At 40.3% G+C, this 26977-nt stretch carries 34 protein-coding genes and 1 pseudogene; 20 read left to right on the top strand and 15 right to left on the bottom strand.

Features of this window, described 5'->3' with window-relative positions:
• Positions 1 to 455: 455 nt before the first annotated feature.
• From EAE90_RS00450 to EAE90_RS00370, 18 genes are all read left to right on the top strand, one after another.
• Positions 456 to 692 carry a hypothetical protein gene (locus tag EAE90_RS00450; protein WP_214051790.1) on the top strand — a complete coding sequence of 79 codons (237 nt, stop codon included), beginning with the start codon at positions 456 to 458 and terminating at the stop codon, positions 690 to 692.
• A 37-nt stretch (positions 693 to 729) separates the two neighbouring features.
• Positions 730 to 963: a DUF551 domain-containing protein gene (locus tag EAE90_RS00445; RefSeq protein ID WP_214051789.1), complete on the top strand. Its 234-nt coding sequence runs from the start codon at positions 730 to 732 to the stop codon at positions 961 to 963.
• Between the two features lie 108 nt (positions 964 to 1071).
• Positions 1072 to 1278 (top strand): hypothetical protein, encoded by a 207-nt coding sequence (locus tag EAE90_RS00440; protein ID WP_214051788.1) that lies wholly within the window; start codon positions 1072 to 1074, stop codon positions 1276 to 1278.
• Between the two features lies 1 nt (position 1279).
• Positions 1280 to 1510, top strand: coding sequence for a hypothetical protein (locus EAE90_RS00435; RefSeq protein ID WP_214051787.1), 231 nt, complete (start codon positions 1280 to 1282; stop codon positions 1508 to 1510).
• 1 nt (position 1511) lies between these two features.
• On the top strand, positions 1512 to 1904 hold the full coding sequence (locus tag EAE90_RS00430; protein WP_214051786.1) for a hypothetical protein: 393 nt from the start codon (positions 1512 to 1514) through the stop codon (positions 1902 to 1904).
• A gap of 47 nt (positions 1905 to 1951) precedes the next feature.
• A complete protein-coding gene (locus EAE90_RS24190; protein ID WP_262499983.1) occupies positions 1952 to 2086 on the top strand; it encodes a hypothetical protein in 135 nt (44 codons plus the stop codon).
• Between the two features lie 14 nt (positions 2087 to 2100).
• Positions 2101 to 2823: a hypothetical protein gene (locus EAE90_RS00425; protein WP_214051785.1), complete on the top strand. Its 723-nt coding sequence runs from the start codon at positions 2101 to 2103 to the stop codon at positions 2821 to 2823.
• Positions 2824 to 2825: 2 nt separating this feature from the next.
• The gene (locus tag EAE90_RS00420; RefSeq protein ID WP_214051784.1) at positions 2826 to 4100 is read left to right on the top strand and encodes a DUF2800 domain-containing protein; all 1275 of its coding nucleotides are present in this window, start codon (positions 2826 to 2828) and stop codon (positions 4098 to 4100) included.
• Positions 4101 to 4120: 20 nt separating this feature from the next.
• The gene (locus EAE90_RS00415) at positions 4121 to 4672 is read left to right on the top strand and encodes a DUF2815 family protein (protein ID WP_214051783.1); all 552 of its coding nucleotides are present in this window, start codon (positions 4121 to 4123) and stop codon (positions 4670 to 4672) included.
• Between the two features lie 44 nt (positions 4673 to 4716).
• Positions 4717 to 6777 (top strand): DNA polymerase, encoded by a 2061-nt coding sequence (locus EAE90_RS00410; protein WP_246550166.1) that lies wholly within the window; start codon positions 4717 to 4719, stop codon positions 6775 to 6777.
• Positions 6778 to 6782: 5 nt separating this feature from the next.
• Positions 6783 to 7022: a hypothetical protein gene (locus EAE90_RS00405; RefSeq protein ID WP_214051782.1), complete on the top strand. Its 240-nt coding sequence runs from the start codon at positions 6783 to 6785 to the stop codon at positions 7020 to 7022.
• Between the two features lie 149 nt (positions 7023 to 7171).
• Positions 7172 to 7387, top strand: coding sequence for an ANR family transcriptional regulator (locus EAE90_RS00400; protein WP_214051781.1), 216 nt, complete (start codon positions 7172 to 7174; stop codon positions 7385 to 7387).
• A 4-nt stretch (positions 7388 to 7391) separates the two neighbouring features.
• Complete coding sequence (locus tag EAE90_RS00395; protein WP_214051780.1) at positions 7392 to 7661, top strand: PDDEXK family nuclease; 270 nt, start codon at positions 7392 to 7394, stop codon at positions 7659 to 7661.
• Positions 7661 to 8209 (top strand): 3'-5' exonuclease, encoded by a 549-nt coding sequence (locus EAE90_RS00390; protein ID WP_246550164.1) that lies wholly within the window; start codon positions 7661 to 7663, stop codon positions 8207 to 8209. The genes EAE90_RS00395 and EAE90_RS00390 overlap by 1 nt, the downstream gene beginning before the upstream one ends.
• The gene (locus tag EAE90_RS00385) at positions 8206 to 8604 is read left to right on the top strand and encodes a dATP/dGTP diphosphohydrolase domain-containing protein (protein WP_214051779.1); all 399 of its coding nucleotides are present in this window, start codon (positions 8206 to 8208) and stop codon (positions 8602 to 8604) included. Before EAE90_RS00390 ends, EAE90_RS00385 begins: the two co-directional genes overlap by 4 nt.
• Complete coding sequence (locus tag EAE90_RS00380) at positions 8601 to 8795, top strand: hypothetical protein (RefSeq protein WP_214051778.1); 195 nt, start codon at positions 8601 to 8603, stop codon at positions 8793 to 8795. The genes EAE90_RS00385 and EAE90_RS00380 overlap by 4 nt, the downstream gene beginning before the upstream one ends.
• 253 nt (positions 8796 to 9048) lie before the next feature.
• The gene (locus tag EAE90_RS00375) at positions 9049 to 10443 is read left to right on the top strand and encodes a DEAD/DEAH box helicase (RefSeq protein ID WP_214051777.1); all 1395 of its coding nucleotides are present in this window, start codon (positions 9049 to 9051) and stop codon (positions 10441 to 10443) included.
• Positions 10440 to 10637 carry a helix-turn-helix transcriptional regulator gene (locus tag EAE90_RS00370; protein WP_214051776.1) on the top strand — a complete coding sequence of 66 codons (198 nt, stop codon included), beginning with the start codon at positions 10440 to 10442 and terminating at the stop codon, positions 10635 to 10637. Before EAE90_RS00375 ends, EAE90_RS00370 begins: the two co-directional genes overlap by 4 nt.
• On the opposite strand, the gene EAE90_RS00365 is transcribed toward EAE90_RS00370, so the two are convergent.
• A complete protein-coding gene (locus EAE90_RS00365) occupies positions 10594 to 11847 on the bottom strand; it encodes a tyrosine-type recombinase/integrase (protein ID WP_214051775.1) in 1254 nt (417 codons plus the stop codon). The genes EAE90_RS00370 and EAE90_RS00365 overlap by 44 nt on opposite strands.
• Positions 11848 to 12043: 196 nt before the next feature.
• A pseudogene (locus EAE90_RS00360) lies at positions 12044 to 12487 on the bottom strand (alanine:cation symporter family protein); the annotation flags it as partial.
• A gap of 626 nt (positions 12488 to 13113) precedes the next feature.
• On the opposite strand from EAE90_RS00360, the gene EAE90_RS00355 reads away from it, so the two are divergent.
• Positions 13114 to 14703 (top strand): FGGY-family carbohydrate kinase, encoded by a 1590-nt coding sequence (locus tag EAE90_RS00355; RefSeq protein ID WP_214052020.1) that lies wholly within the window; start codon positions 13114 to 13116, stop codon positions 14701 to 14703.
• 247 nt (positions 14704 to 14950) lie between these two features.
• Here EAE90_RS00355 and tehB read toward each other — a convergent pair whose 3' ends face one another.
• The 4 genes from tehB to EAE90_RS00335 all read right to left on the bottom strand — a co-directional run bounded on the left by tehB (position 14951) and on the right by EAE90_RS00335 (position 19847).
• Positions 14951 to 15805, bottom strand: coding sequence for an SAM-dependent methyltransferase TehB (gene tehB, locus EAE90_RS00350; RefSeq protein ID WP_214051774.1), 855 nt, complete (start codon positions 15803 to 15805; stop codon positions 14951 to 14953).
• Between the two features lie 249 nt (positions 15806 to 16054).
• Positions 16055 to 18202, bottom strand: a complete 2148-nt coding sequence (locus EAE90_RS00345; protein ID WP_214051773.1) for a polysaccharide biosynthesis tyrosine autokinase — start codon at positions 18200 to 18202, stop codon at positions 16055 to 16057.
• A gap of 71 nt (positions 18203 to 18273) precedes the next feature.
• The gene (locus EAE90_RS00340) at positions 18274 to 18702 is read right to left on the bottom strand and encodes an arsenate reductase/protein-tyrosine-phosphatase family protein (RefSeq protein ID WP_214052019.1); all 429 of its coding nucleotides are present in this window, start codon (positions 18700 to 18702) and stop codon (positions 18274 to 18276) included.
• Positions 18702 to 19847: a polysaccharide export protein gene (locus EAE90_RS00335; protein ID WP_214051772.1), complete on the bottom strand. Its 1146-nt coding sequence runs from the start codon at positions 19845 to 19847 to the stop codon at positions 18702 to 18704. Before EAE90_RS00335 ends, EAE90_RS00340 begins: the two co-directional genes overlap by 1 nt.
• A gap of 670 nt (positions 19848 to 20517) precedes the next feature.
• Between EAE90_RS00335 and EAE90_RS00330 the strand changes: the two genes are divergently transcribed.
• Positions 20518 to 20913 carry a VOC family protein gene (locus tag EAE90_RS00330; RefSeq protein WP_214051771.1) on the top strand — a complete coding sequence of 132 codons (396 nt, stop codon included), beginning with the start codon at positions 20518 to 20520 and terminating at the stop codon, positions 20911 to 20913.
• Between the two features lie 88 nt (positions 20914 to 21001).
• On the opposite strand, the gene EAE90_RS00325 is transcribed toward EAE90_RS00330, so the two are convergent.
• The 9 genes from EAE90_RS00325 to EAE90_RS00285 all read right to left on the bottom strand — a co-directional run bounded on the left by EAE90_RS00325 (position 21002) and on the right by EAE90_RS00285 (position 26967).
• Positions 21002 to 21451: a lysis protein gene (locus tag EAE90_RS00325; protein ID WP_214051770.1), complete on the bottom strand. Its 450-nt coding sequence runs from the start codon at positions 21449 to 21451 to the stop codon at positions 21002 to 21004.
• Positions 21452 to 21460: 9 nt separating this feature from the next.
• Positions 21461 to 21862, bottom strand: coding sequence for a structural protein (locus EAE90_RS00320; RefSeq protein ID WP_214051769.1), 402 nt, complete (start codon positions 21860 to 21862; stop codon positions 21461 to 21463).
• A 9-nt stretch (positions 21863 to 21871) separates the two neighbouring features.
• Positions 21872 to 22198 (bottom strand): phage holin, lambda family, encoded by a 327-nt coding sequence (locus EAE90_RS00315; RefSeq protein ID WP_036775333.1) that lies wholly within the window; start codon positions 22196 to 22198, stop codon positions 21872 to 21874.
• Positions 22199 to 22963: 765 nt separating this feature from the next.
• Complete coding sequence (locus tag EAE90_RS00310) at positions 22964 to 23950, bottom strand: glycosyltransferase (protein WP_214051768.1); 987 nt, start codon at positions 23948 to 23950, stop codon at positions 22964 to 22966.
• A gap of 684 nt (positions 23951 to 24634) precedes the next feature.
• Complete coding sequence (locus EAE90_RS00305; RefSeq protein WP_214051767.1) at positions 24635 to 25024, bottom strand: YscW family type III secretion system pilotin; 390 nt, start codon at positions 25022 to 25024, stop codon at positions 24635 to 24637.
• Positions 25021 to 25254, bottom strand: a complete 234-nt coding sequence (locus tag EAE90_RS00300; RefSeq protein ID WP_214051766.1) for a T3SS regulon translocated regulator ExsE family protein — start codon at positions 25252 to 25254, stop codon at positions 25021 to 25023. The genes EAE90_RS00305 and EAE90_RS00300 overlap by 4 nt, the downstream gene beginning before the upstream one ends.
• Positions 25251 to 25694: a type III secretion system chaperone gene (locus EAE90_RS00295; protein ID WP_214051765.1), complete on the bottom strand. Its 444-nt coding sequence runs from the start codon at positions 25692 to 25694 to the stop codon at positions 25251 to 25253. Before EAE90_RS00295 ends, EAE90_RS00300 begins: the two co-directional genes overlap by 4 nt.
• Positions 25685 to 26104 (bottom strand): hypothetical protein, encoded by a 420-nt coding sequence (locus tag EAE90_RS00290; protein ID WP_214051764.1) that lies wholly within the window; start codon positions 26102 to 26104, stop codon positions 25685 to 25687. Before EAE90_RS00290 ends, EAE90_RS00295 begins: the two co-directional genes overlap by 10 nt.
• On the bottom strand, positions 26077 to 26967 hold the full coding sequence (locus EAE90_RS00285) for a YopD family type III secretion system translocon subunit (RefSeq protein WP_214051763.1): 891 nt from the start codon (positions 26965 to 26967) through the stop codon (positions 26077 to 26079). The genes EAE90_RS00290 and EAE90_RS00285 overlap by 28 nt, the downstream gene beginning before the upstream one ends.
• Between the last annotated feature and the right edge of the window lie 10 nt (positions 26968 to 26977).

Genomic DNA, 26977 nt, shown 5'->3' with positions numbered 1-26977 from the left:
AAATAAGCCCGTTTACATAGCGGGTTTTTCTTCATCTCAAAAAAATAAATTCATTTATCTTAACTTTCTTCTTGACAATTCATGTTTAGATTGCTTAACTTTAATGACAAAGTTAAGAATACTTATCTTAACCCCCTAACAAGCAACACCGCTCTTTAACAATTTGGACCGCACGACAGGCAAGTCGGAAAGCTTCATAGCTGAAAAGCGCTGGAATGGGAACGAAAGCAAACGGGTTCGCGTGGCGATCAAAGCTCGTACAGATGAAGCACCGGTATAGCTGATAAGTCGTGCAAAAATTCAACCACAGGAGAAACGTATCATGTAATCACAAAGCGAAGTGCATTTATAAAGCGTCTCAAATAAGGCGCTTTATTAAGTCCATTTTGCCAAACCGGGGAATACAACAGGAAGCATTGGCAAGGAAGCCCCTTATTAAATGAGAAGGTTAAATTATGAAAACAGATTACTCCGCTAATTTAGCACTATTCTTATTAGAAAAAACTGGTTCAATTTTTTCAACATGGGAAGGAAAAATGTTAGCGAAAGACCAAAGAGCGTTATTTGGGAAATTCATCGGCAAAGGCTTAATAGTAATCAACGGACAAGAAGAAACAATCTGTCAGTGTGTTTCAGTATGCTTCGGGCAAGATTATGATTACCGCAATTTTGTTGAGTGGAAAAATTTATAGTTAACCAGCACGGATGCTATTTAATAAAGGTATATTTATGAGATGGATTAGCGTTGATGATAGCTTACCGTTAAGGGAACAAGACGTATTGATGTATACCAACTACGACGAAATGGTTTATGGATTTTATGATTCAAATATATCCAAATGGCGTCAACACCACGATTATATAGAATGTGATGGCGCTTCATATTTCAATGATATAATAGAAAAGCATGGTACAGAAGTGACACATTGGATGATACCACGGCCGCCTGAGATAGAGGAATGAAGATTTTATTTTTAAAAACCTTCTCAAAAGAATTTGCTAAAGGAACTTTATGGGGATTGGCATTCATAGGCTTAATTGAAATAATATTTAAATTATTGTGAGTAAACTGTGAAAACTGAAATAAAATTATCTCAAACTGAATTCAATGAAATCATAAAAACGCTTGTTCGCGATAGAAATGAACAATTCATAGAACTGCAACAATGCTACAGAATTGACATAGTAGCTTTATCCAACTGGTTTTTATTGTTGTTTCAAGAATACGGTATCGAGTTTATTGATAGTAACATTCAAATTAAAGTAAAAGGTAAATAATATGACAAACATACGAAACACTTACAGTTTTGAAATATTGTGTAAAGACGTAAGAATTATATCATCTGCTGGTGAAATATCAGTTGAAGTATCGCGCGTAAATGAAGAAAATTTGCAAAGAATGATTAACGACATTGATTGTGAGGATATACTAAAAATAATTGGCGAGAAAGATATTGTTAATTATTTAGAAACCAATGGTTACAGTGTAATTAAAGTAAAAGGTAAATAACATGACTGCACATATACATGCTAAAAATATGGCTTTATATGCACAAGACGCTTTGAAAACAAATGAACCGTGGCTGCTGTGGGAATTTAAGGGTGAAGGTTGTAAAAAATTTAGTACGCTAGCAAGTCATCCAAGCTGGTATGAAGATGTTATTTATCGCCGCAAACCAGAAATGATAAAAATCGGTAAAGTAAGTTTTCCGAAGCCTGTTGATTATGAATTAAAACATAATGATGAGTATTTCATATTTGATTTAAGCGCGGTGAGAAAGTACAGATGGAATAATGATAGTGTTGACGAGTATTACCTTAAAATCGGTGTTCTTCATTTAACCAAAGAAGCTGCTCACCAACATTTTGACGCGCTTGTTAAAATAAATAAGGGTGAGTTTTAGTTCTTTTTATTCATTCCGCTTTCACAAAAAATACAGAGGATTTAGCTATGCTAAAAGCCAAGCCTGTTCCCATTGAAAAATTCCCGGCGAACAATGCTGTTCGCCGTTTACGCTGGTTACGTAAGCGCGCGGAATTAGCTCGTAATCCGAATACTCAATTTCCCATTATTCTTTATATCTGATAAGGATAAAAACAATGAGTTTAGAAACATCATTGCAGCAAAATAATACGTTACTTGAACAACAGAACGTGTTGTTAACACAATTATTGGCCGCGCTAAGCAATAATACACTCACACCGGATACTAAGCCGACACGTACAAAGAAAAGCGAAAATTCCGTTATAGCGGAAGCAACACCCGTTAACGTTGATGCTATCAGCTTCGAAACAATCGTTGCACTCGCAGTATTGTTTAAAGATAACGTTCACCCGATCACTGCGGATAAAGTTCACACCGCGCAAGATGTTGTTGAAGCGACAGGAAAAGCAAGGAACGTGCAAGTTGACGCGCTCGATGCGGCGTTGCAGGGATTACCAGAAGTAAAAGCGCTCAGTAATTCCCGCTTAATCGATCTGTGCATTGAAATTCTGGCTAACTGGGATGATATCCCGGGTATCACTGAACGCCGCGAATTCGCCTTAGAGCTGCTAAGCGAAGGAAAAGCCCACATGGATGTTGGCAACGATGAAGAACCCACGCCAGAAGCGGACGACGAGGTGCCGGAACCAGAACCTGTAATTGACCCCAAAACGCTTCTTAAAGAGGCTGAAACACTAATTTTACAGCTCGTTAAAAACGGGTATCGTAGTGAAGCCGTTGATATCTTAGCAAAATTTGATGCTAAAAAATTAAGCCAGGTTGCGGAAAAAAATATCTCGGAAGTCGTAGCATTGGCAAAAGCAGCACTGGAGGGGTAGCCATGCCTGAACTTCATGCGAAACTCTCTCCATCCAGCGCACACCGCTGGCTTAACTGCTCCGCTGCATTGGCGATAGAACAGTTTGAACCCGATACAACAACATCTAACGCACAAGAAGGTTCTGCGGCTCACGCATTAGCGGAATGTGTACTTAGAAACCGTCTTCAAGCGGCAACTTACGGTCTGAACACTGCCGACTACTTAGGCACGTATCCGTTGCTGAAAGCGGGAACACCACAAGTCGATCCGACAATGGTTGATTATGTCGGTGAGTATGTCGAAACTATCTGGAACTTAGCACCGGAATGCGATCTTTTCATCGAAGAGCGTGTTGATTTTTCAAGCGTAACAGGTATCGAAAATTCATTCGGTACCGCAGATGCCATCATTATTAAAAATGGTGAACTGCAAATTCACGATTTGAAATACGGCTATGAAAAAGTCGATGCATTTGAAAATCCGCAACTGATGTTGTACTCACTGGGTGCGCTCGATCAGTTCAGTTTATTGTACGACCTTAATACTGTCAGGATGTTTATTCACCAGCCGCGAATTAATCATGTCAGTGAATACGCATGTAGTATCGACAATCTGAATGAGTTCGGGCAAAACGTGAAAAGCCTTGCGGCGAATGTCCTTGCGCTTGCAGAACAAGCTGCAACGGATGGCCCGGACAGTATACCAACTACCGCGTTCCAACCCGGTGAAAAAACCTGCCGTTGGTGTAAACGTCGGGGAAAATGCCCGGCCCAAGCTGCCTATGTCTCAGCGTCACTGTTAAACGATTTCGACGCCATCGATGACCCCATGCCTGTTGCTGATGCTTTACAAATCGCGCAACAGCAACTTGCAAAAGCCGACAGTCAGTATCTTGGTGAAATGCTGCACGTTGTTGATGAGGTCGAAGCCTGGTGCAAAGGAGTACGTGATGCCGCATTTACAACGCTACAGAACGGCCTGCATATTCCCGGTTTTAAACTTGTAGTAGGCAAACCTGGTAACAGGACATGGAGTAGTGAAGCAGATGCAGAAGCCCTTTTTAAGAAGCTGAAAATTAAAAAGGATGAGATGTATCAACGTAAGCTGCTGACTCCACCGCAGGCCGAAAAAATCATTAAAAAATCAAACCCGGAAAAATGGGAAAAACTTGAAGGGTTGATTGTACGCCCGGACGGTAAACCCACAATAGCACCTGAATCTGACCCTAGAGAATCTTTTTTCGTGAATCCTCTCAACGACTTTGAAGATATCGAAGCCGCTGAATCTCTCATCTAAATAAAAAAAGGTATTTCAACATGAAAGTGAAATTAACTAACGTTCGTTTAGCATTCCCCGATTTATTTGAAGCAACCCAAGTAAACGGCCAGGGCGATTTTAAATTCCGCGCCACGTTTTTAATCCCGAAAGCGGACAAAGTGCTAATCGCTAGCATCGAAGCCGCGATCAAAAAAGTGGCTGAAAATAAATGGGGCGCGAAAGCCGATACCGTTCTCAAGAGCATTCGCGGAAACTCAATGCGTTTTAACTTCCGCGACGGCGATGAAAAACCCGACTATGACGGGTACGAGGGCAGTATGTATATCAGTGCCAACAACAAAGCACGTCCGCTTGTTATTGACAGAGACCGCGCCCCACTGACAGCGCAAGACGGACGCCCCTACTCAGGCTGTTATGTTGACGCTTCGATTGAAATTTTCGCATACGACAATCAAGGCAAGGGCATTTCAGCATCACTCGGCGGCATTCAGTTCAGAAAGGACGGGGACGCATTCGCCGGTGGCGGTGTCGCATCAGTCGAGGATTTTGAGGATATCAGCGCCGGAGCGGACGCCGAAGCCCTGATTTAAACCAACGTACCCCGGCATAGGGCCGGGGGTTTTTGGGGATCACTATGACAACCCTCTGGCTGGATTTGGAAACATACAGCGAAACCCCCATTAAAAGCGGCGTTCATGCCTACGCTGAACAGGCTGAGATCATGTTGTTTGCCTGGGCGATTAATGATAGCCCCGTGCAAGTGTGGGATATAACCCGTGATATGCAAATGCCTGATGCTCTTCAAGCGGCGTTAATAGATGAAAGCGTACTGATTTTTGCTCACAATTCGCACTTCGACAGAACTATCTTACGACATACCATGCCACCCGATATCGTACCAAAAATTTCGAGGTGGCGGGACACGATGGCCCAAGCGCTGGCGCACGGTTTACCCGGCGCGTTAGGCGCTTTATGTGAAGTGTTGAATGTTCCGCTTGATAAAGCCAAAGATAAAGAAGGCAAAGCATTTATACAGCTATTCTGCAAGCCGCGTCCGAAGAATTCTAAAGTGCGCCGCGCTACCCGCGAAACCCACCCTGACGAATGGCAACGTTTTATTGAATACGCGGGCCTTGACATCGAAGCCATGCGCGAAATCCATAAAAAGTTACCCGTCTGGAATTACCAAGGCACCGAGCTGGCATTGTGGCATCTTGATCAACTCATTAACGATCGTGGTGTTGGGATGGATATCACACTTGCCAACGCTGCGATAACGGCCGTCAATCAAGAGCAAAAGCAGCTTGCAAAACGTACCCAAGTATTAACTGAGGATGCTGTGCAAGCAGCAACGCAGCGTGATGTCATGTTGCGACATATCATTACGGGTTATGGCGTTGAACTGCCCGACCTGCAAGCCAGTACATTGCAACGTCGGGTAAACGATCCGGATTTACCGTTTGAACTCCGCGAACTGCTCGCAATTCGTTTACAAGCAAGTACAACGAGTACAAGTAAATATAAGACGTTGGTAAATGGAGTAAACCGGGATGGACACTTGCGCGGTACGTTGCAATTTTGTGGCGCGTCGCGTACAGGTCGTTGGGCCGGGCGATTGTTCCAGCCGCAGAACCTCCCGCGACCTGTGCTAAAGCAAGACGTTATTGATTTTGGTATCGACGCACTAAAAGCCGGTGCCGCAGATTTGTTATTCGATAACGTTATGGAGCTGACCAGTTCCGCATTGCGCGGTTGTATTATCGCGCCCAAGAATAAAAAACTGGTTGTAAGCGATTTGTCTAATATCGAAGGTCGCGTATTGGCATGGTTGGCGGGTGAAGACTGGAAAATTCAGGCGTTTCGGGATTTTGACCAAGGTAGCGGTCACGACCTTTACAAGCTGGCCTACGCACGGGCCTTCAATATCCAGCCGGATGACGTTACAAAAGACCAACGCCAGATCGGGAAAGTCATGGAACTGGGTTTAGGTTACGGTGGCGGTGTCGGCGCGTTTCTGACGTTTGCCGCCGTGTATAGCTTAGACTTAGAAGCCCTTGCAGATGCAGCTTTAGCTAACATCCCTGTTAACGTCCAACGAGAGTCGTTGAGCTGGTATCAGAAGTCGGTAGAGCAGAACAAAACATACGGTTTAACTGAGCGTGTTTTTATTACATGCGATTCGCTTAAGCGAATGTGGCGCAACGCGCACCCGGCTACAGCGTCTTTTTGGTATGAACTGGAAGAAACTGTAAAGCGTGCTATCGCAATGCCTAAAGTTACGTTGCAGTGCCGCATGCTAAAAATCAGGCGTGACGGTAATTGGTTACGTATTCAGCTACCGTCTGGACGTGCTGTCTGTTACCCATCCCCCAACAATGACGGCAAGATCAGTTATATGGGGGTAAACACTTATTCTCGTAAATGGCAACGACTCCACACTTACGGCGGTAAATTAGTAGAGAATGTGACGCAAGCTACGGCTCGTGATGTCCTTGCATCTAACATGCCGCACATTGAAGAAGCCGGGTACAATATAGTGTTGACTGTACATGATGAAGTATTAACAGAAGCACAAGATACCCCAGATTTTACCCATGAGCATTTAAGTAGCCTGCTTTCAACTAACCCAGATTGGGCGGAGGATTTACCACTTAATGCGGGGGGATTCGAAGCTTATCACTATCGTAAGGATTAATATAAATGAATGTCGATAAACTCATTGAAAAGTTCAACATTGCTTTGGCTAAAGAAAAGCCAGATACAGAATTTACTGCGCTTTGCACCCCGGCGAACATTCAAAAATTGATTGGTTGCATCCGCAAGCTCGAAAAAGCACACGATGCCGCGGTGAGTGACCTCTCAAATCAATTCGGCAGCGAGGAAGATGCAGAAGAGGCAATTGCACGCCACGAATGTATATTCCTCGCTGCAATGAGCTAGCACTCTATCTAAAAACCCAATTATTTTATTGGGTTTAAAATCAAATCAAAAATGGGATTTAAATCTGCCGCTTAATGCCGGTGGGTTTAAAGCCCATCGTTACAGAAAAGACTAATACAAATAATTAAATATCAGCGAGTGATAATTTTATGGCATTCAAATATCGTGACAGCCCGCTTTATTTACGGGCTGCGCATGAAGCGGCTCAGCTTGAGCGAGAGGGCGAGTATAGACAGGCTGCTCAAGCCTGGTCTAAAGCCAACCGCTTTTCTCGCAACCCATTAAATCAAACATGGAGTGAACACCGCGCTGACTTTTGTCTGATGCAAATTGAAAGGGAAAAACTCAAAAAGAAAAAGAGGTGATGTTATGGCATACATTCGTGAAGACCGTATTGAAAAGCATCTCGTCAAAGCCGTGCAACAAATCGGAGGCATCGCTTACAAATTCGCATCACCCGGTCGGCGTTCCGTGCCTGACAGACTCGTTATACTCCCCGGAGGCCGCATCATATTTGTTGAGTGCAAAGCCCCCGGTCAACAACCCCGACCAGACCAATTACGCGTGCACGACAAACTACGGGCACTGGGTTGTGAGGTCTTCGTACTCGATTCTAAAAATTTGGAAGGAATTCTCTGATGAAATTTGAACACTTAATGCTGGATTTAGAAACAATGGGAACAGGGCATAACGCCGCTATCGTCTCTATTGGAGCGGTATTTTTTAATCCCAATACTGGCGATACTGGCGATACATTTTACAGTCCCGTTGATTTAGCGAGTTCGATCAGTTATGGCGGAACTGTAGACGGGGATACTGTGAGGTGGTGGTTACAACGAAGCGATGAAGCCAGAGGCGAAATTTATGGTTGTGAACTGCCTACTCTCTTCTCAGCTTTATATGAACTCAGTGAATTTACTCAGACGGATGCAGACATAAAAGTGTGGGGTAACGGTGCCACATTCGACAACATTATTCTGCGCTCGGCTTATGAAAATTGCGGTATTCCCATTTTCTGGCATTTTTGGAACGACAGAGATGTCAGAACGATAGTTGAACTGGGGCATAAAATCGGTATCGACCCGAAAAACGACATGCAATTTGAGGGAGAACGGCATAACGCTATAGATGACGCGATTCACCAGGCAAAATATGTTTCAGTCATTTACAGGGAGTTGGCACAATGATTAACGCAATATGTCCGATTTGTAAAAAACGTGAACATAGTCAAATCCAGACAATCTCTCATATTAAAGTTTGTAACTTTTGCAGCACTCGAATTTTTAAGCCATACGATAAACATGACGCCGGTAAATACCGATTTAGTTTATTGCCTTTACAACCAGTAATAGAAACCCTGCGCGTTTTGGAATTTGGCGCCAATAAATATTCGTCCAATGGTTGGAAATATGTTCCCGATGGGTTGACTAGATATTTCGACGCGTTAATGCGGCACATTTTCGCCTATCGCTCTGGTGAAAAATACGATCCCGAAAGCAATCTTTCTCATCTTGCACACGCGGCTTGTTGCCTTCTGTTTTTGATGGAATTAGACAACCTTATAACGGAGAAGCAAAAATGACAGGTACTATCGAAAACTTTGTTGTGCTCGTTCGCATTAACGGAAAAACAGCACAAATTAAATTAACATCGGATCAAAAAAATTTATTTTGCAAAATGATGTTAACGTTACTTTCAACGGTTGGCAATGTTCCGGTCATTCCACTGAATGAAATGGAAATACCCGCAGATATAAAGGCGTTCAGGAAATGATCGGGGAAGAATGTTGTCGCTGCAAAGCGTCATTAACGCACGATCTATTCTTTTGTCCGCAGTGTGAAAAGGACTATGACTTGATAGGCACAGAATGCAACGTTCTTTATCGTTTTTGGCGTAAGCTTAGATTCCTGACAAGATTGTTAATTAATCGAACATTGCGGTCCCCATTCTTAAAGTAATAAAAACCTCATCCCTTCTCTTTATTACCTTTATTTACCCGCCACATTTATTTGTGAGGCTTACATATATGCAACAAACATTCACTCCTCGACAGTATCAGGACCTCATAATTAATCATGAGATCGACATCCCGCGCTCAAATGTGTGGGCCGGGATGGGTACAGGAAAAACCGTAGCAACGTTAACGGCACTAGAAAATCTGTACATGGCGGGTTCAGAAACCCGCCCGTCGTTAGTCTTAGCGCCACTTCGTGTGGCGCAATCGACATGGCCGGATGAAGTCGATAAGTGGGACCACTTTAGGAATATCGAAGTACAAACAATCACAGGCACGGCTAAATTACGCGCACTTGCTTTGCAAAACACGAATGCCAGTGTCTTCACAACAAACTATGACAACCTCGTCTGGCTGGTACAGACCCTAGGAAACAAGTGGCCGTTTGGCACCGTCATTGCTGATGAGAGCACACGGCTTAAGTCCTTCCGTTTACGCAATGGGGGTAAACGTGCGGCAGCGCTGGCAAAGGTCGCTCACAAATTTGTAAGCCGTTGGGTGAATCTGACAGGCACGCCATCCCCTAACGGCCTCGTCGATTTATGGGGACAAGCCTGGTTTCTCGATCAGGGCGAGCGCTTAGGTCGCACGTTCGGTGCGTTTACAAGCCGATGGTTTAACAGTATTCCAATCGGTAGTACGGGTATCAACAGAATTGAAGCCCGGCCCTATGCGCAAGAACAAATGCAAGCCGCGTTATGCGACCTGACAATCTCACTAGACGCCTCTGATTGGTTCGATATCAAAGAGCCGATACATAACGTAATTCGTGTGGCAATGCCTGATAAAGCCTTCAAGCAATATAAAGCAATGGAAAAGGAAATGTTTTTAGAGATTGGAGGTACCGACGTAGAAGCGCCGAATGTCGCCGCCAAGACCATGAAATGTTTACAAATCGCGAGTGGCGCTATCTATACCGACGACACCGGTAATTGGTCAGAACTGCACGACGCTAAATTACAGGCACTTGACAGCGTTATCAATGAATCCTGTGGAACGCCTGTTTTAGTGGCGTATCACTTTAAGCACGATTTAACCCGGTTACTCAAAGCATTTCCGCGTGGGCGCCATCTTGATGACGATCCTAAAACTTTAAGAGACTGGAACGCTGGAAAGATCCCAGTTTTGTTTGCTCATCCGGCCAGCGCAGGGCACGGACTCAATTTACAGGATGGCGGCAACATTCTAGTGTTCTTTTCGCACTGGTGGGATCTGGAGCAATACCAGCAAATCATCGAGCGCATCGGGCCAACCCGCCAGGCACAAGCCGGTTACAACCGTCCCGTTTGGATACATCATATTATTGCAAGCGGCACGATGGATGAAATTGTCATGGAACGGCGCAATTCAAAACGGGAAGTACAGGATATCTTATTAGAAGCAATGAAGAAAAGAGGTGAGAAATGAGTGTTGAAGAGTCTGAATACATTACTACACGCGAGCTAGCTAAAAAGTTACGGGTTACACCCCACACCATCAGAACGTGGTGTGGGGATGGGAAACAGAAAAAAGAAGGTTTCCCAAAACCCAGATTTCGCGGGAAAGAAAACAGCTTCTCTAGGAAAGACATTGAGGACTGGGAGAACGGGAAACAATTTTAGTCAACTTCGCCCACCAGCGTTCATATGCCTCCTTTTGTTCATTCAGGTAGGTGTGCTTATCGTACACCTGCCATATCCCCGGTAATTTATGACCAATCATCGTTTCAGCAACGTGAGGCGGCGTTAATTCAGAAACCCCTGTGCGCATTGTTCTGCGCAAATCGTGAATTGACCAACGTATATAGGGATTAAAATAGGGGGCCATCTTTTTGTTAAGTCTCTCAATGATATTCCGATATGACCCCAGAGCAAAGGGTTTGCCATCAAATACAGTAAATAAGTATTCACTACCGTGATTTAATTTTTTTGCCTGCTCTATTAATTTCTTGGCTTCTGAGATAACTGGTCTAATAAGCGGTTTTTTGGATCTTCTTCCTGTTTTATGGTTTGCAGGGGGAACAGTCCAAATATTTTTCTCATAGTCAAAATCATTAACTTTAGCTTTCAGTAATTCACCAATACGACACCCAAATAACAGACATAATTTTATTATTAACGCGTTGCGTGGATTATATTTAGGGGCATCAATAATACTAAATAAAACTACCAATTCCTCTTCGCTTAACGTTCTCTCTCCCATATCGGTATCGATATCAGCTACATCAGTATCCGTGCCTCTTCCACCTAAATCACTGGATATAACATCAGACAAAGGAGTTGCGTGGGTCATTCCTCGCCGAACCGCCCATCTATGCGCAGTTTTAGAATATGTCAATATCCGCTCTCCTATTGATGGAGTCCGCTTTGCGACTTCTTCGATTAAAGTAAGCCAGACATGCAGTGTTACCTCGTCATGAGGTAGCTTACCAATTTTGGGGAAAACATGAATTTCGAAAGAACGCAATATCTGGTCAGCGTTAATTTTTGAACCTTGCATTGTCGTTTTCCACCATTCCCGGATAAGCTTTTCCACTGTTACGGCGCTCAATGCAGATTCTTTTCGAACTCTCTTAACTATTTTGGGATTACGATGTTGCTCCAGTTCTCCGCGATAAGAAATCACCGAGTCACGAGCATCTTTTAAGCTCGTTGCTGGATAAGTACCGATATCTATTCGGTCCCCTTTGCCATCCCACCGATATCTAAACTGAAATATAACCTTCCCTTTGGGAGTGACGCGAACAGACAGACCGTCTCTATCGGACTTAGTGATCATTTTTTCTTGGGGTTTGCCGCTGACTGAACGCAGCCATGAATCAGTAATTGCCATATTAATTTCCTCAAAAATAATACAGCCCTTAATGTAATTTATGTACACCAGCATGTACATAATTTTCATGACACAATATGGACATTTATGATTATCACTGATTAAGGCAGCCTCAGCAAAAATAAATAATTATTTAATATCAATTAATTAAATTTATTTTCATGACTAACAATGACCGTTAATGTTTAAATATGATTACATAAGCCCATTTTTTACCTAAACCGTTTTTTATGTAATACATGGGGCCGCCAACATAGTGACCGTTTTTGTCAACCTCACGGAAACGGACTGCCAGCACCGCCTCTGAGTATTTGGTTGCCATACCCACTAATGCGGTTATCCACATCCAAAACAGTGCGCCTGGTCCTCCCAAGACAACCGCGGTAGCTACACCCGCGATATTACCTGTCCCAATAGTGGCAGAAAGCGCAGTCATCAATGCATTAAATGGCGATATCTGCCCTTCTCCCCGCTGATGATTACGCTCAAATAGTAATTTAAAACCCGTTCCCAATTTACGTATAGGCAGAAAAGAGAGACGGAGCTGCATGAACAACCCAACCCCCAGAAGACCGACCATCATCGGTACTCCCAATACTATCCCGTTAATAGCACTCAGCCATTCTGTGATTAATCCCATATATTCCCTCGGATATCTCATAACAAAATAACAACATATGCGCAGCAACTTAATAAAGAATATTTACAGAAAATATGCGAGAAAAAATTTCGTAAAAATGGAAAAAGATTTAATACTTGTGAGTGATATCACTCGATAGAATTTTAAGATTAGAATGTTCAAAAATTTATCACGCCAAATACATTAAAAGATATTTACATATAAATCACTTCCTTAATCTAAATAATTTACTTGAACATTTGATTCTTTCAATTAATTAAAGTAAAACAACAAAATATTACCCTTTACACCCCGTCTTTGGTTAATTAATGAACTAATTACTATTATTTTTAAAATCGATTTTTTTAAGAAAAAATTATCACGTAGAAATTGTCAGCGATTTTTCTGAAAATATCTTGCTCACTCTACCTCTCATGTTTTTCGTTTTAAACAAACCACTATTCTGGAATGGATTTATTGCGTCAATCAAAAGGGCAATAGAAAATATAGGTGATATTTTTTTATCATCATAAAATCAGCAAATCTTTTTCGAGCAGCTTCACAATAATTGAATAACCTCATTGTGTTATTGTTCCACTCAACTCATTTTATCAACTTAGATTAATGAATAAGGGAAGAACCTCATGGTGGAACAACAATTTTTCATTGGTGTTGATGTTGGCTCCGCCAGTGTCCGTACTGCGGTTTTTGACCAACGCGGCAAACGACACGCATTCTCTGCTCGCCCTATCCAACAATTTCATCCAAAAGCTGATTTTGTTGAACAATCTTCTACTGATATCTGGGCGCAAGTATGTGCAACAGTAAGAGAAACTATTGCATTGGCAAATATTAATCCTATTGATGTTAAATCAATCGGCTTTGATGCCACCTGTTCATTAGTCGCGGTAGCAACAGAAGGATGTCCTCTTTCTGTTGCTGAAAATGGCAATCCTGAACACGATATCATCATGTGGATGGATCATCGTGCAATCAAGGAAGCCAGCACGATAAATCAAACCAATGACCCAGCACTCTGCTATGTAGGTGGTGAAATCAGTCCTGAAATGGAACTTCCGAAAATCTTATGGCTAAAAAACCACTTTCCTCAACGTTATCAAGATACATGGCGTTTCTTTGATTTAGCTGATTTTCTGGTATGGAAAGCAACTGCCGCTGATGTAGCCAGCATCTGCACGATCACTTGTAAATGGAACTATCTGGCTCATCAAAAACAGTTCAGCGACAAACTACTTTTTGATGTGGGGTTAGAAGATTTAACCAATAAAGTTCCGTCTACCATCATTGGACTTGGCGAAAAAGCAGGCTACCTGACCGCTGAAGTGGCTAAAGATTTTGGGCTGCACACCGGAGTTATCGTCGCCGGTGGTATTATTGACGCTCATGCCGGCGGATTGGCACTGGCTGGCGCCTATCCAGAGGGCAGCCTGGTCATTATTAGCGGCACCTCAAACTGCCATATGATTGTCAGCCCTCATCCTGTCATGGTTCCAGGAGTTTGGGGACCCTATTTCGGTGCAATGCTACCCGGTTACTGGCTCAACGAAGGTGGGCAAAGCGCCGCTGGTGCATTAGTTGAGTGGTCAATTCGTCAACATAATAGTTGGCCAGATCTAGAAGCCGAAGCCGAGGGATCTGGTCATCATTACTACCAACTACTGAATGAAGCTGTCGCACAGTTAGAAAAGCAAGAAAAATACCCGACCGCACAACTTCATATTTTAAGTGACCATCACGGCAACCGTTCACCAAGGGCAAACCCTAATGCTAAGGGAATGGTAAGCGGGATGACGCTGGCAGATAGTCGTGATGCTCTGGCCCGCCATTACTTGGCAACGCTGCAATCTATCGCTTATGGCACCCGCCATATTATTGATGCACTAATAGAAGCAGGGCATAAGATAAACAGGCTAGTTATGTGTGGCGGCGCAACTAAAAACCCACTATGGTTACGTGAATATGCCAATGCTACCGGGCGCGAAATCCATCTCACTCAGGAAGAGGATGCTGTCAATCTTGGCTCTGCTTTGCTTAGCGCCGTTGCTTGTGGTTCCTTTGCAGACTTCGCTCAAGCGGCGAAATCGATGGTACGTGATGGCAGCATTATCAAACCGGAAAAAGAGACATTTTCATTTCATCAGGCCAAATATCAGGTCTATCTACAAATGTACCGGGACCAGCAACGATATAACGAAATCATGCAAACCCACTGTTAACCTTTAATAATAATGGCAGGATGGCATACACATTGTAGATATTAACTTAGAAAATAAATCAACAACCGGTTGAACCGGCTGTTACTATTAACCTAACGTTAAAAATCCATCTATACCCTATGGATTTCAAGATGCATCGCGGCGGCAAGGGAGCGAATCCCCGGGAGCATAGATAACTATGTGACTGGGGTGAGTGAGTGCAGCCAACAAAGAAGCAACTTGAAAGATGACGGGTATAAGTGCTTTATCATTTTCTGGCAATAAGCGTAGCGAAATTTAATTTTATTCTATTACCATTTTCATCTGTTTTATGAAGATGACCGGGGTTTTCATTATACTTAATAATTTCCCAGTCAGAATAATAATTCTCTAATTCACCTGGTATGAGAAAACTTTTGAATGGCAATAATGAATATGGTGCATAATCTGTTTCAACCGGACAAACAATCAGATTAATACCACCTTTATTCGTCTGTTTTTGCATATTATAGATAATATCGGCGATCTTTTCCCGTTGCAGAAACATCAGTACCACAGTTGAAATAATTAAATCATATTTTTCGGTGATATTGTGAGAATTGATATCATAAACAGCCGTACAAATATTTTTAATCCGCTGTTTTTCTTTAATGGCATTAATTGCGTTAATATATTGTGGATTAATATCCACGGCCGTAACGTCATAACCTCTTTCTGCCAGATAGAAAGTATTCCGGCCAGAACCGGCCCCCAGATCTAATGTCTTACAAGGAGAAATAATATCTGCCAGATATCTAATTTCAGAATGAGGTAATGACAAATTATTTTGTTTATAAAACAAATATTGTGGTTCACATAAAAAAGAGAGCTGGCATTTAATATCATCACTTACCCATTTAATTTTATGCCAGACTTGTGGCTGAATAATGGGAGGTTGCCTTTGCACATTAAAATATGAGGTTTCTTCCTGATCACCATCGAAAATCACAAATTCCATTTCACCTTCAAAAATCTCAAGACAAGCGTAAGTCCCCTCTTTAGTATTATGTCTTTCAGTGAACATTTCAGGAATAGTATTTTTCTGCCAGATTGGTATTCGTTTGTAACAAATGAGGTCGCTCATAGAAGGTTCTCTGATCATAAACTGCATTTCATATGCATCTTATAATGACATTCTACAACTGTAAAGCTATTAAAGTCACCAGAATAAAAGTCTCTGGGTTTCACCATAACTACGCTTGCAAAATGAAAGGAAAAATGGGCCATTTTCCCTTAAATTGAACGGATTGACTGACTATTAAGAAACATATGAAAGGAAATAAGAGCTCATTGATAAAATTTCTCCGGCCCCACAAGCCGGAGAATAAGGTGATCACTCCTTGTAACTGTATTGATGACATCCGCCATAATCATAATAGAGACCAGATTTCTTCTCTACCGCGTTTAACAATACGCCTTTAATATGAATGCCATTTTGTCTAAACCGGCGAATAGCAACATTAACTTCTTTAACCCTTGTTTTATGATAACGAGCAATCAACAATGAAGTTCCTGCATATCTCCCAATAATCGCGGCATCAGTTACAGCCAAAATAGGAGGAGTATCTACCAAGACATAATCATAATGCTCTTCTGCCCAAGACAATAATTCTTTAAGCCTGTTATGCATAAGCAATTCCGACGGATTAGGCGGAATAACACCTCGATTAACAAAATCAAGCTCAGTAAGATAAGTTCTGGTAATGATCTGTTTTATCTGATGCTGACCAGCCAAATATTCAGAAAGCCCCTGAGATTGAGGACTTTCCAACACCTTATGTAAACGGCCTCTTCTCATATCTGCATCGATTAAAAGCACACGTTTATTACTTAATGCCAATACAGCAGCAAGGTTTACTGAAATAAAAGATTTTCCTAGCTCAGACGCAGAACCTGAAAGAAGAATAATTTTGTTTGCAGATTCCATCATTGAAAAATGCAGAGTTGTTCTAAGGCTACGTAATGCTTCAATCGCTAAATCAGTGGGATCTTGAATCGCTAATAACCGCAATTTATGACGATGAGTTCGCTTTTTCTGTTGTTGCTCAAGTTTGATCTGAGTCCCAGATAGCGGAATAGTGGCATAAACGGAAACCCCTATTTCTTCCAATTGTTCGGGGCTTTCGATTCCTTTACGAAACATGACTCGTATGCAAATCAATCCAGCAGATAATATAAACCCCAATACCATCATAGATCCAACAATCAGTGACTTCTTCGGTTTTACCGCTGAATTTTCTACAATAGCTTCATCAATAATACGTACATTACCCACTGTCCCTGCTTTCAAGATATTCAACTCTTGCTGTTTATTGAGTAACTGTACATAAATTTCTTGACCAACTTGAACATCTCTGGTCAAACGTAAAATTTCCTGCTGTGTTTTAGGTAATCGTTTAATTGACTGATTCAGCTCCTTTTTGGTATCAACCAAAGTCTTACGTTTATCAAGCAACGCAACATAAGCAGGATGTTGTTTGGTATACAATTGCTGTAATTCAGCTTCTTTGAAAGTCAACTCATTAATCTGTTTCTCAATTTGGACCAATGTCTCCAGAGCCGATTTTGCTTCAAGTGATAAATCGATAGATTCATTCGCTTGACGATATTGGTTAAGCAACTCCTCAGAACGATTGAGCTCAATTTTAACTTTAGGTAAATGATTTTTTAAGAAATTAAGACTACTTTCAGCCTCTTCCGTCTTTCTTGTCACATTTTGTTGCAAGTAATTTTTACCAACACTATCCAGTATTGACTTTATTCTTGCACGATCATCACCTTCCATTTCAAGCGAAATAATACCAGTACTATTACCTTTTTCTTTTACCCGCAAAGCTTGTTGCAACCCGCGAATAACCCCCAATTGTCCCCGTTTAACCAACGTGAAACTTTGTCCTGGCGAAGCTGAAATATTTGAGATAAGCAAATTTATGCCATCAGTATCAAATACTTTGTTCACTTGCCCGCGGAAAATCTGATCATCAAACAGCAACCGATAATTTTCTGAATCGTCAACAGATATTTTTATCTCTTTATTCATATATTCAGGTGATACTGTAAAATGTTTAATAACAATATCTGGCTTTGGCATACCACGGAGACGGGCAATGCCCTTACCTATCACAGGAAAATAATCCGCTGTAACCTGAACATCCAAATTTAGATCCTTTACTGTCTTTCCCAATATCATTCGGGAAGTTAATAACTCCAATTCTGCCGATGTATCTGACGGTCTTCCAGAAAGCATATCCGCCATGTCGCCGATTAAAGGCAATGCACTACTTCTCTTTTCAACCTGCAATAAAGCATTTGCCTTGTATATCGGAGTCGCAATCAAGGAATAACAAAGGCCAATAACGGTGAACAATAGAGTGATTCCACCAATCACCCAGCGATAATCGAATAAGGCACTAAGAAGACGGCCTAAATCAATTTCATCACTATCCGTATGAGTGTGACTTGATTTATCTGATGTAGTCATAAAAAGCCTATAATTACTTTATTGATAAGTAATGAAGAATTGAAAACCCAGAATTCAAAAATACTTATAAGTTATAATTTCCCCAGCCAACTATTAGCACTCTCAAATAATAACTGATACACATATTCATAAACCTCGATATCAGACTTATATGGATCGGGTATTGCCATTTTATTTAACCAATGGCCAAAAAGCATTGTTTTCCCTCTGACTCCTAGATTTATCCTATTTACAGCCTCAATATGTCTTTTTTCCATAACTAAAATCAAGCTTGAATGCCGACATAATTCACTAGTGAGTTGACGTGCTGTATGTCCATCCAAGGACAATCCATACTTAGCCGCAACCCTACTTGAGAGTTCATTTGCAGGATTACCAGCCAAAGCAGATATTCCAGCAGAATAAATCTCTTTCTGAGGAAATATCTGCCGCAATAAACGCTCTCCTGTCGGGGATCGACAGATATTACCCACACAAACAACCAGAATAGAATTAAACATTAATTCGGCCACTTACGAATCCACTTAGTTGTTTCAGTCAGGCTATTGATGCTTGATATCGTTGGCACCAACTGATTGATAACCCGGTTCCAGCGAACGACTGGCGCACTGGTAACATAGACAATATCGTAAGGCTGCAAATTAAACTCAGTTCCTAACACCAACGCCGTTGCATCTTTAGCATTGAGCTGATAGATATTGGCTATTTTCCCTTTATTATCAGTTACATTGCGCAATGAACGGATGACAAAAATGCCATTAGCATCACTTGATAATTGATCTATACCTTCAGCATTACCCAATGCTTCAGTCAACGTCATTCCACTACGATCCATACGCAGAGTCGTCTGTTTTTTGACTTCCCCCATAACAAACACTTTTAAATCATCATTACGAGGGATATATAAGATATCGCCAGAATAGAGCAGACGATTTTGTTTCAGATCACCATTCTGCATCAAATCTTGAAGAGAAATAATCGTTTCTTCTCCCTTATGAGTCAAAATGATCCTCCGCCAGTCAGCATTTTCGGTTAAGCCGCCAGCATGGTTGATCGCATCAATAATGGTTAAAGGAACGTTAGTGATAGGTTGTTGAGCAGACCTGACAACTTCACCTGTTATATAGGCTTTTTGTGAACGGAAAGCAGCAATATTAACATCAACTTGAGGTGATTCGATGTACTTCGATAACTTATCAGTAATCATTGTACGCACCTGAGTGACCGTTTTCCCTTTTACATGAAGCTTACCAACATAGGGATAAAAAATCGTTCCATCAGAATGCACCCAGTTGCCCGTATCACTGGCACTACGGTATTGCCCGGCTGGTATCGTCAATTCAGGATGATCCCAAACAGTAACCATAATGACATCCCCCACACCAATACGGTATTCATACTGTTGTAACTCTTTATCTAATTCAGGATTAGGACGTGCAATAGCAGAATTCACTCGTAACTTTTCAATTAACAGTGGTGTTACTGGATAAACGTTTACCAAATTATTAATATCATAGTTACTATCATCATCATTGATTATTTCTTTATTATAAACAGTAAGGCCACTCCCAGGCACAACAGTACAACCACCTAATAGCGTAGAACAGGATAACGCCAGAACTATAATTAATTCCTTAATATTCATCAGAAACTTATCCTTAAAAAACAATAAACAAAAAAGAATACAGAAAATAGTATTAATTATAATCTCCCTAACAAAACTAGATTATAATATAATAAAATATAATATAATATAAAGATTTTGCTTAAAGGACACAAGGCACTAGGCTACTGGTCATATCACTTGATAAAAGCAATAGAAATCAACTAAATAGCTTTAAAAAATTCAGACCATTAAATAATAGGTAGTAAATTTATTAATTATTTTATTATTTAATATATCTTATAAGATATTATTACAAACAGAAAGCAAGATTTTCCTCCAAAATAACAACAAGGATATTTATCAGAATTTATCAAAATTGAATACATACTCTCGATGGCATTGTGAAAAAAACACAAATTTGCTTACATCAACCCAGTTTTTATATAAGCGACTTCGGTGATTGAAATGATGATAAAAAATAAAAATAGCCAAGCAACCTATCAAACAACTTCAATTATAAAAACCTAAATTTTGTTACATTATAAATAATAGCTCGGCAATATCGTATATTTTTAGATTGTTTTAATTTTGGAGATCACCACTTTGTACTTTTCTCGTTTATCAACTACCATTATCGATTGTTTTATATAGCAATAGAAGATCTGAGAATTGGGCATATTCCACAAAAACTTTATCAACTGGGATTACCATGAAAAAATCAACCATACTAAGAATCGCCAGACCAACTGACAACTTAACTCAAGTAGCTGAAATGTACTGCCAAGGTTTAGGATTTATTATCCTAGAGCAATTCGAAGATCATGAAAACTTTGATGGTATTATTCTAGGGCATCCAAACCATCTCTGGCATCTCGAATTTACCCATCATCGCGGCACAACAGTAGGAAGATCCCCCACGCAGGACAATTTATTGGCCTTCTATATATCAGACCGCTCAGAATGGTTAGAACAGATATCATTAATGAAAAACGCTGGCTTTATTGCAGTCCCATCTTACAACCCATATTGGGATATTGATGGTAAAACATTCGAAGATATTGATGGTTATCGGGTTGTGTTACAAAACACAGTATTCCTTGTTTGATTATTAATCGACTTTAAGCATACTTGCCCTAATAACCAACCCATACCTACGTTGTTTTATATTACGCAATAACATTATCAAAACTCAGCTATTGACACTGAGTTTTGATATATTCTTGCAAGTATTTTGTTTGCTGTTCGTTCTCAACAATCATTCTTCGGAGATCGAAATAATCTTGTTCAGCTGCTGGGTTAAGTCGTGGGGGGGCTGCATGGCCCACGCTGCCGGAGGAGCCGGTTTCGCTTTGATTACAGGTGGCCGCGATGCGCAACCGGCGATGACCAGCGGCAACATCGTTGCGAAGCACATCAATTTCAGATTTCGCATGAGCAAGTTCCTTTGTATGCTGATTATCCAGTTCAGACAGGAGCCTTATCCTCTCCTGCTGATTAACGATTTCATTCTGCTGCTCCAGCAACTCACTCTGTAGCTTAACTGTCGTATCAAGCTGTTTGGTATACTTACCGTAATAGTGGTAAGCCACCAGCGAGACAAGCGCTAGTGCAATAACAGTATAACCATGAGAGTTAAACTTCATAATAGCGCTCTACAAAAGTGAAAAAGCTTTATCAATGACCGCATTGCTATAAGGCTGACTACCATTTTCCATGGTAATAACGGACTTAATAAGCTTTGTCATAAATTCTTTATTAAATACATCAACAACCTGATCACCCGTCACTTCCGTGTCTTTGCATACGTGGTTAATATAAGCACCAGTATTATTTTCATTATGGGGGGCCCATCGTGAAATGATACCTTTTATGGTCTTAAGGCCATATTTCCGATTGTAATTATGTAAAATTTTAATCATTGCCCGAATACCATATTCAGGGCTGACAAACTGACAGAAAGATTTGTCAGTACGTTGTGATTCCGGCACTAAACCTTGCCAATCATCACCCCAACGAATGTTGCCAGGGTTATTGTTTCGAATGCCTCTACTCATAATTCACTCCTACTGTTTATTACCTGTTTTGTTATTAACAACTTTTCTTAAGATCTGACCAAAATAGTCAGTTCCCAGATAACCAATAATGACACTGCCGATGTAAGCCAAATCCGTGCTCATACCAAAAAAATTCAACACATCACGGATAAACCAGGCAATCATGGCACACATAATAGAATCCATAATTGACGTCCAAAATTTACCGCCGTTATATCGACCTCTGAGATAAGCCATTGCGGCAGCCAGTGCCGCTCCTATACCTTGTTCTTTGACTGACAGCAGCCATACCCATAGCTGCATCCAGATGTCAGGCTGTTTATCCATGTATTTCATCCTTTACTCCCATTCATATAATGGGAATCCATAGGCTGCCGTGTAGCCTTAAATTTGAGTTAATAGGAATACTGCGAAATCAGTAGAATAAGAAAAGGCTACACATAGCGCAGCCTTAAATTTTATAAGGTGATTACTTACATTTAGTATAATACCGAACTCATCAACAAACTCTGGCTGTATATCATTATGTTCGAGGGAGTAATAATAATTAATAGATATATAATTTATTAAGGCATTAACTATTCCAATTAAATAACACTCTTCCTGTTAGCTATTATTCTACAAGAAACCATATTCTATTTATTTTTTAATTTCCTAATAATCCATCCCTCAACTAAAAGCAAGATGTTATTACTTCGTCTTGAGCTTGCTGCTTTCAAGTATCAAACATGATCACCATGCACTTAAACTCTGAAATGTATTGTTGTCTTGTTATAGTGACTTTATTACTATTGATTCATTTAAAAACAAAATAAATGCTAAATCAAGGCCAAATCACTCCTCCCCCTTCTAATATAAATAACGTTGCTCCTATCAAGTTGCTCAAATATCCTTATGATTTATACTGAAATTCTCGATCATTTAATCCGGAAAAATGAATGTTCGCAGGGATATTTTTGTTACTCAAAAAAAATTATCTCGAAAATATTTTAATCTTCACCGCCAACTTAAATGTTGGATTACTTGTCCAATAGATTGTCAAAGGACAAAGTAATCAGGTGAAAATAATTAAGAAATAGAGCATCTAGCGTATAATAGCCATTAGCTCATAAATCTCCTTAATACTAAGATTAGATTACAACGTATAATAAACCATAATTCATGATAATTATGTACACCTGGTAATAAATCTCTCAAAGCAATTTTTTCAATAAAACGTTTCGCAAGTAATTTTTTTAAGGCAGGATCTTGTATCCTTTTTCTATACAAAATAAAAAAACTGCCAACTTCTCGTATTGCATGACGACTAAGTGATCTTCTTAACGACTTGTCACCTTTAATCCCTTTTGAGATGTTAATAATTGAATCAACTACAGTAATATAGCTATCAGCCCGATGATATAATTTTTTAGTTTCTCTTGAGCGAGTTATTGATTCCAAATTATGTCGATAACAATACAATAACTCCTCACAAAAGCCAATTCGATTCGCGACAAGTGACAAATTAATGGTCCATAAGATATCTTCATGAAGGGTATTTTCTCTAAAACTTAGCTGGCTATTTATAATCAGCTCTTTTTTAATCAGTTGTAACCAAACAAAATGTGGCCATTCTCTACATCCAACACAATATTCTATCCACTCTTTACCCGTTAATACCCTGCCATAAGGTTGTCTACGTGTTATTCTTCTATTCTCTTGTGAGAATGGATCTTCTGTAAAGCTAACTCCATTGCCAATTAACATATCTAATTTCTGTGCAATAGCTTGATCAAGCCACTTTCTTAATATTTTCGGTTTCAGCCAATCGTCACTATCAATAAATAAAACCCACTCTCCTCTCGCATATTTTATGCCATGATTTCTAGCTACTGAAACACCACGGTTTTCTTGATTAAAGATCCGTATTCTATTATCTCTTTTTTTATATTCATTAATGACTTCTAAACTATTATCCGTTGAGCCATCATTAATAATGATAACCTCAAAATTAATATTCTCTTGCGCAGATATTGAATCCAACAAATAGGCTATATAGTTTTCACTATTAAATACAGGGATAATGATAGTAATATCAAACTGAAACATCTATAGTCCTTTTAATAAATTAGCTTTCTTGATAAAAACATTATTTTTCATAGTAAAAAAGTGCCTTTTCCCCATTGCTATTTACAAACCATACAATATTTTTAGCATCAGTTATAGGTGGGGTAAAAAATTTTATCAAAAAAGCATAAAATTAAGTGTGACAATGATAAAAGGGATATACCTGAAATTTAGCTATCACTGTCCATTTTAAGGATAGCAATAGTGATAAAATATTTTAAAGTTATTGCTATACGAATTGATAAAATTAACAGGATGTTTTGGATTTTCAAAGATTATTTTAATTTTCCATATATAAATGCCGTTAAACATTTTAAGGTGAAAAAACCAAATATAATCAAGCGAAATAAATGGAAGTCAATAATGGAGAGGTAAAAATCATCATGCGATAATTGATATAAAATATTAAATTAAGTATTCCTGCAAATACCAATCTTATTCCATCTGTAATTAAATGGCTTTTATTTAATTAACACATAATAATATTTAATTACAATCGTAAAATTATAAATCAATCTATTATCTTAATAGACATTTAATATCAAAATATATTAAATCATAGCGAACAATAAAATTATCAGATATAAATCCATATAATCAAATGGCATTTAAAAATTTAAAAGGCAATATTATTGCCTTATTTATTAACGAAGAAATATTTAAAACTCATAAACATTCTGGATAACACGGTAAAGGAGACAATTGCACTATAATTCTTTTTCCTGCAACAATTCGTTGTTGGCTTTTCGCCTGTACCGCCCGTTTCCCATCCCAACGTAAACGAGCCCTTAAGAATAGCTCACTATGAGAAAATTGTGGGCTTAAACGCATGGAAAAAGTGAGGGGTAACATGTCCAAACGATAATACATTTCCCCCACTGTCAATACCTTGCCTTCAACCACAGTAAGCAACGACACCTCAACGTCTGCCGTTTTGGGCAGAGAAACCGGCATAGTCACATCTCCCTCAATCAACCGTGATGCATCATGCTTGACTACTTCACTGACACAACCGGTAATCAGCAAGCATAACAAGACCAACCCTATTTTGGTCACAGCAGGCTGATCCTACGTTGTGACAACGGAGTGTGCTGCCCATCCAACAAACGCTGTAATGTTGTTTCATGTTCAAGCCCCACGACAAGACCTCGACTTAACACCGCAGAAAGTGGCTCATGAACATTTTGTGGTATGTGTCCTGACGTAACCCGACGGCCACAGCAAAGGCTACTATTTTCATGGGGCACGTTTGTTAAATGAATGGGTAACGAATTTTCAATTTTCATACTCGCATTCCCAAAGATTCGCTCTGTTGAGAGTCAGTCGGAAGTTGAGCTTGCAACAACTCCTGCCAAAATTCAGCATGATCCAACATACTTGAAAGACTTTCTTCAAAGAGAGCCAGATTTAGCCGACTAGCTGACATTCGCCGATAAAGCTGTACCATTAGCGTTGACTCATCAAAACCAAAATGAAGATCAAATTGATACCAATGACGATTAAAACTAGCCAATTGACGGAAAATCCCTTCTCCAACCGCAGTGATATCAGCTACATCTATCTGTAAAACGAGCTGGTCACGTTCAGGAATTAAGATCAAAGAGAGGTGAAGATGCTCATCAAAACAGAGAGCAGCCACACCTTCATGATTTAAAGCCAGGTGCGGCAAGCCGAATTTAGCAGCAAATTCAGACAAAACTTGGTTGACGATGGCTATCACATCCATGGGTTACTCCTGCTAGAGAAGGCAATCAGACCAACTTGAATTACCGAATGGTCAAACAAACGGGTTACTCCCGCAGAAAAGGGGGCCAGTTTACTACCATCATCTTTTGTGCCTCTGTCACTCAAAGGCAATTCTTTTAATAAAAAGGTCACTCCGGTGATTATCAAAAACCAAACACCGGAACATAGGAACGTGCTTTTTTTCCTTAACACATTCTGCCTGTTAAAGATTGAAATCTTAATTTGATATTTTCGCTTTTCTATACTTTTGCCTTCGATGGTATTAATGGATTTTAAAAACGAGACCAAAGAGCAGCATCCACCGATAAGAGCGCACCCTTCGATGCGCTCAGACTTATTATCCAACACGGAATCTGCCAGTATTACACCACGCCAGTTGCCGCGCGCCATGCCTGGACATGGCTCTGATAAAGCTGCTGTATCAATTGCAAAACCTCTCTCATGAAGTTGTTATTCAATGAGATCTGATCTTCACTCTTCTGTTTTTCATGTTGAGCAATAGATGAATCCACTTCATGTTCCTTGGTTTTAGCTTGAGAAAGTCCCTGTTCTACCTGCACCGAATTATTGGACATACTCTCTAAAGATTTCATCACTGAACTTAAGAACTGCTGCTTGCTGTTACGATTTTCGAAAACCAAGGTAAGAGATTTCAGAGCACTCTTGTCTGCATCTTGTGCTATATTCCATACCTTACCAATTGCTGCCCGATCCGCATCGCTATTCTTGCCCAACTGTTGCAACTTAATATCGATTAATTCGTTACGACCAGCAATATTACCTTCCAACGTTTTCTGCTGCTTAATTGCCTGGCTGTTTTTAACAGAAGAAAAACCACCTATCAGCCCCGAGCCAATAGTCATTAAGCCTGAAACCACCGCCATAGCAATCATCAACTTAGCGCCATGCCGCATCTCATCCACTTGTGACTTCTGAGCATCAATGGATGCTTTATTCTCAGTGTCACGCTGCAAAATACCCAGTTCACGCATCCTCTTTGCAATCTCAAAAAGTAGCGACATCATATCCAGCGTGTTATTTAATTCCTGTCCGACGCTTCCTAAGCGACTAGGATCAAAGCCCTGTTTCGGCGTAATCAATACAACCTTATCCGTGAGCCTGGTTTTTTCCGACTGTTGAATAGCAGCTTCATGTGCTGTCGGTGTCGGCGTGGAGATTTTGTCAGCCACAATATCAACACTATTATTGACATTGCTTACCTGAGAACTGCTGACATTACTAACAATTTCCATCTTCTTACTC

It is taken from the genome of Photorhabdus caribbeanensis (assembly GCF_018448885.1).
Taxonomy (GTDB): Bacteria; Pseudomonadota; Gammaproteobacteria; order Enterobacterales; family Enterobacteriaceae; genus Photorhabdus; species Photorhabdus caribbeanensis.
Note: the sequence above shows the minus strand (reverse complement) of the source record. Positions and strands in the feature narration are given on the sequence as shown.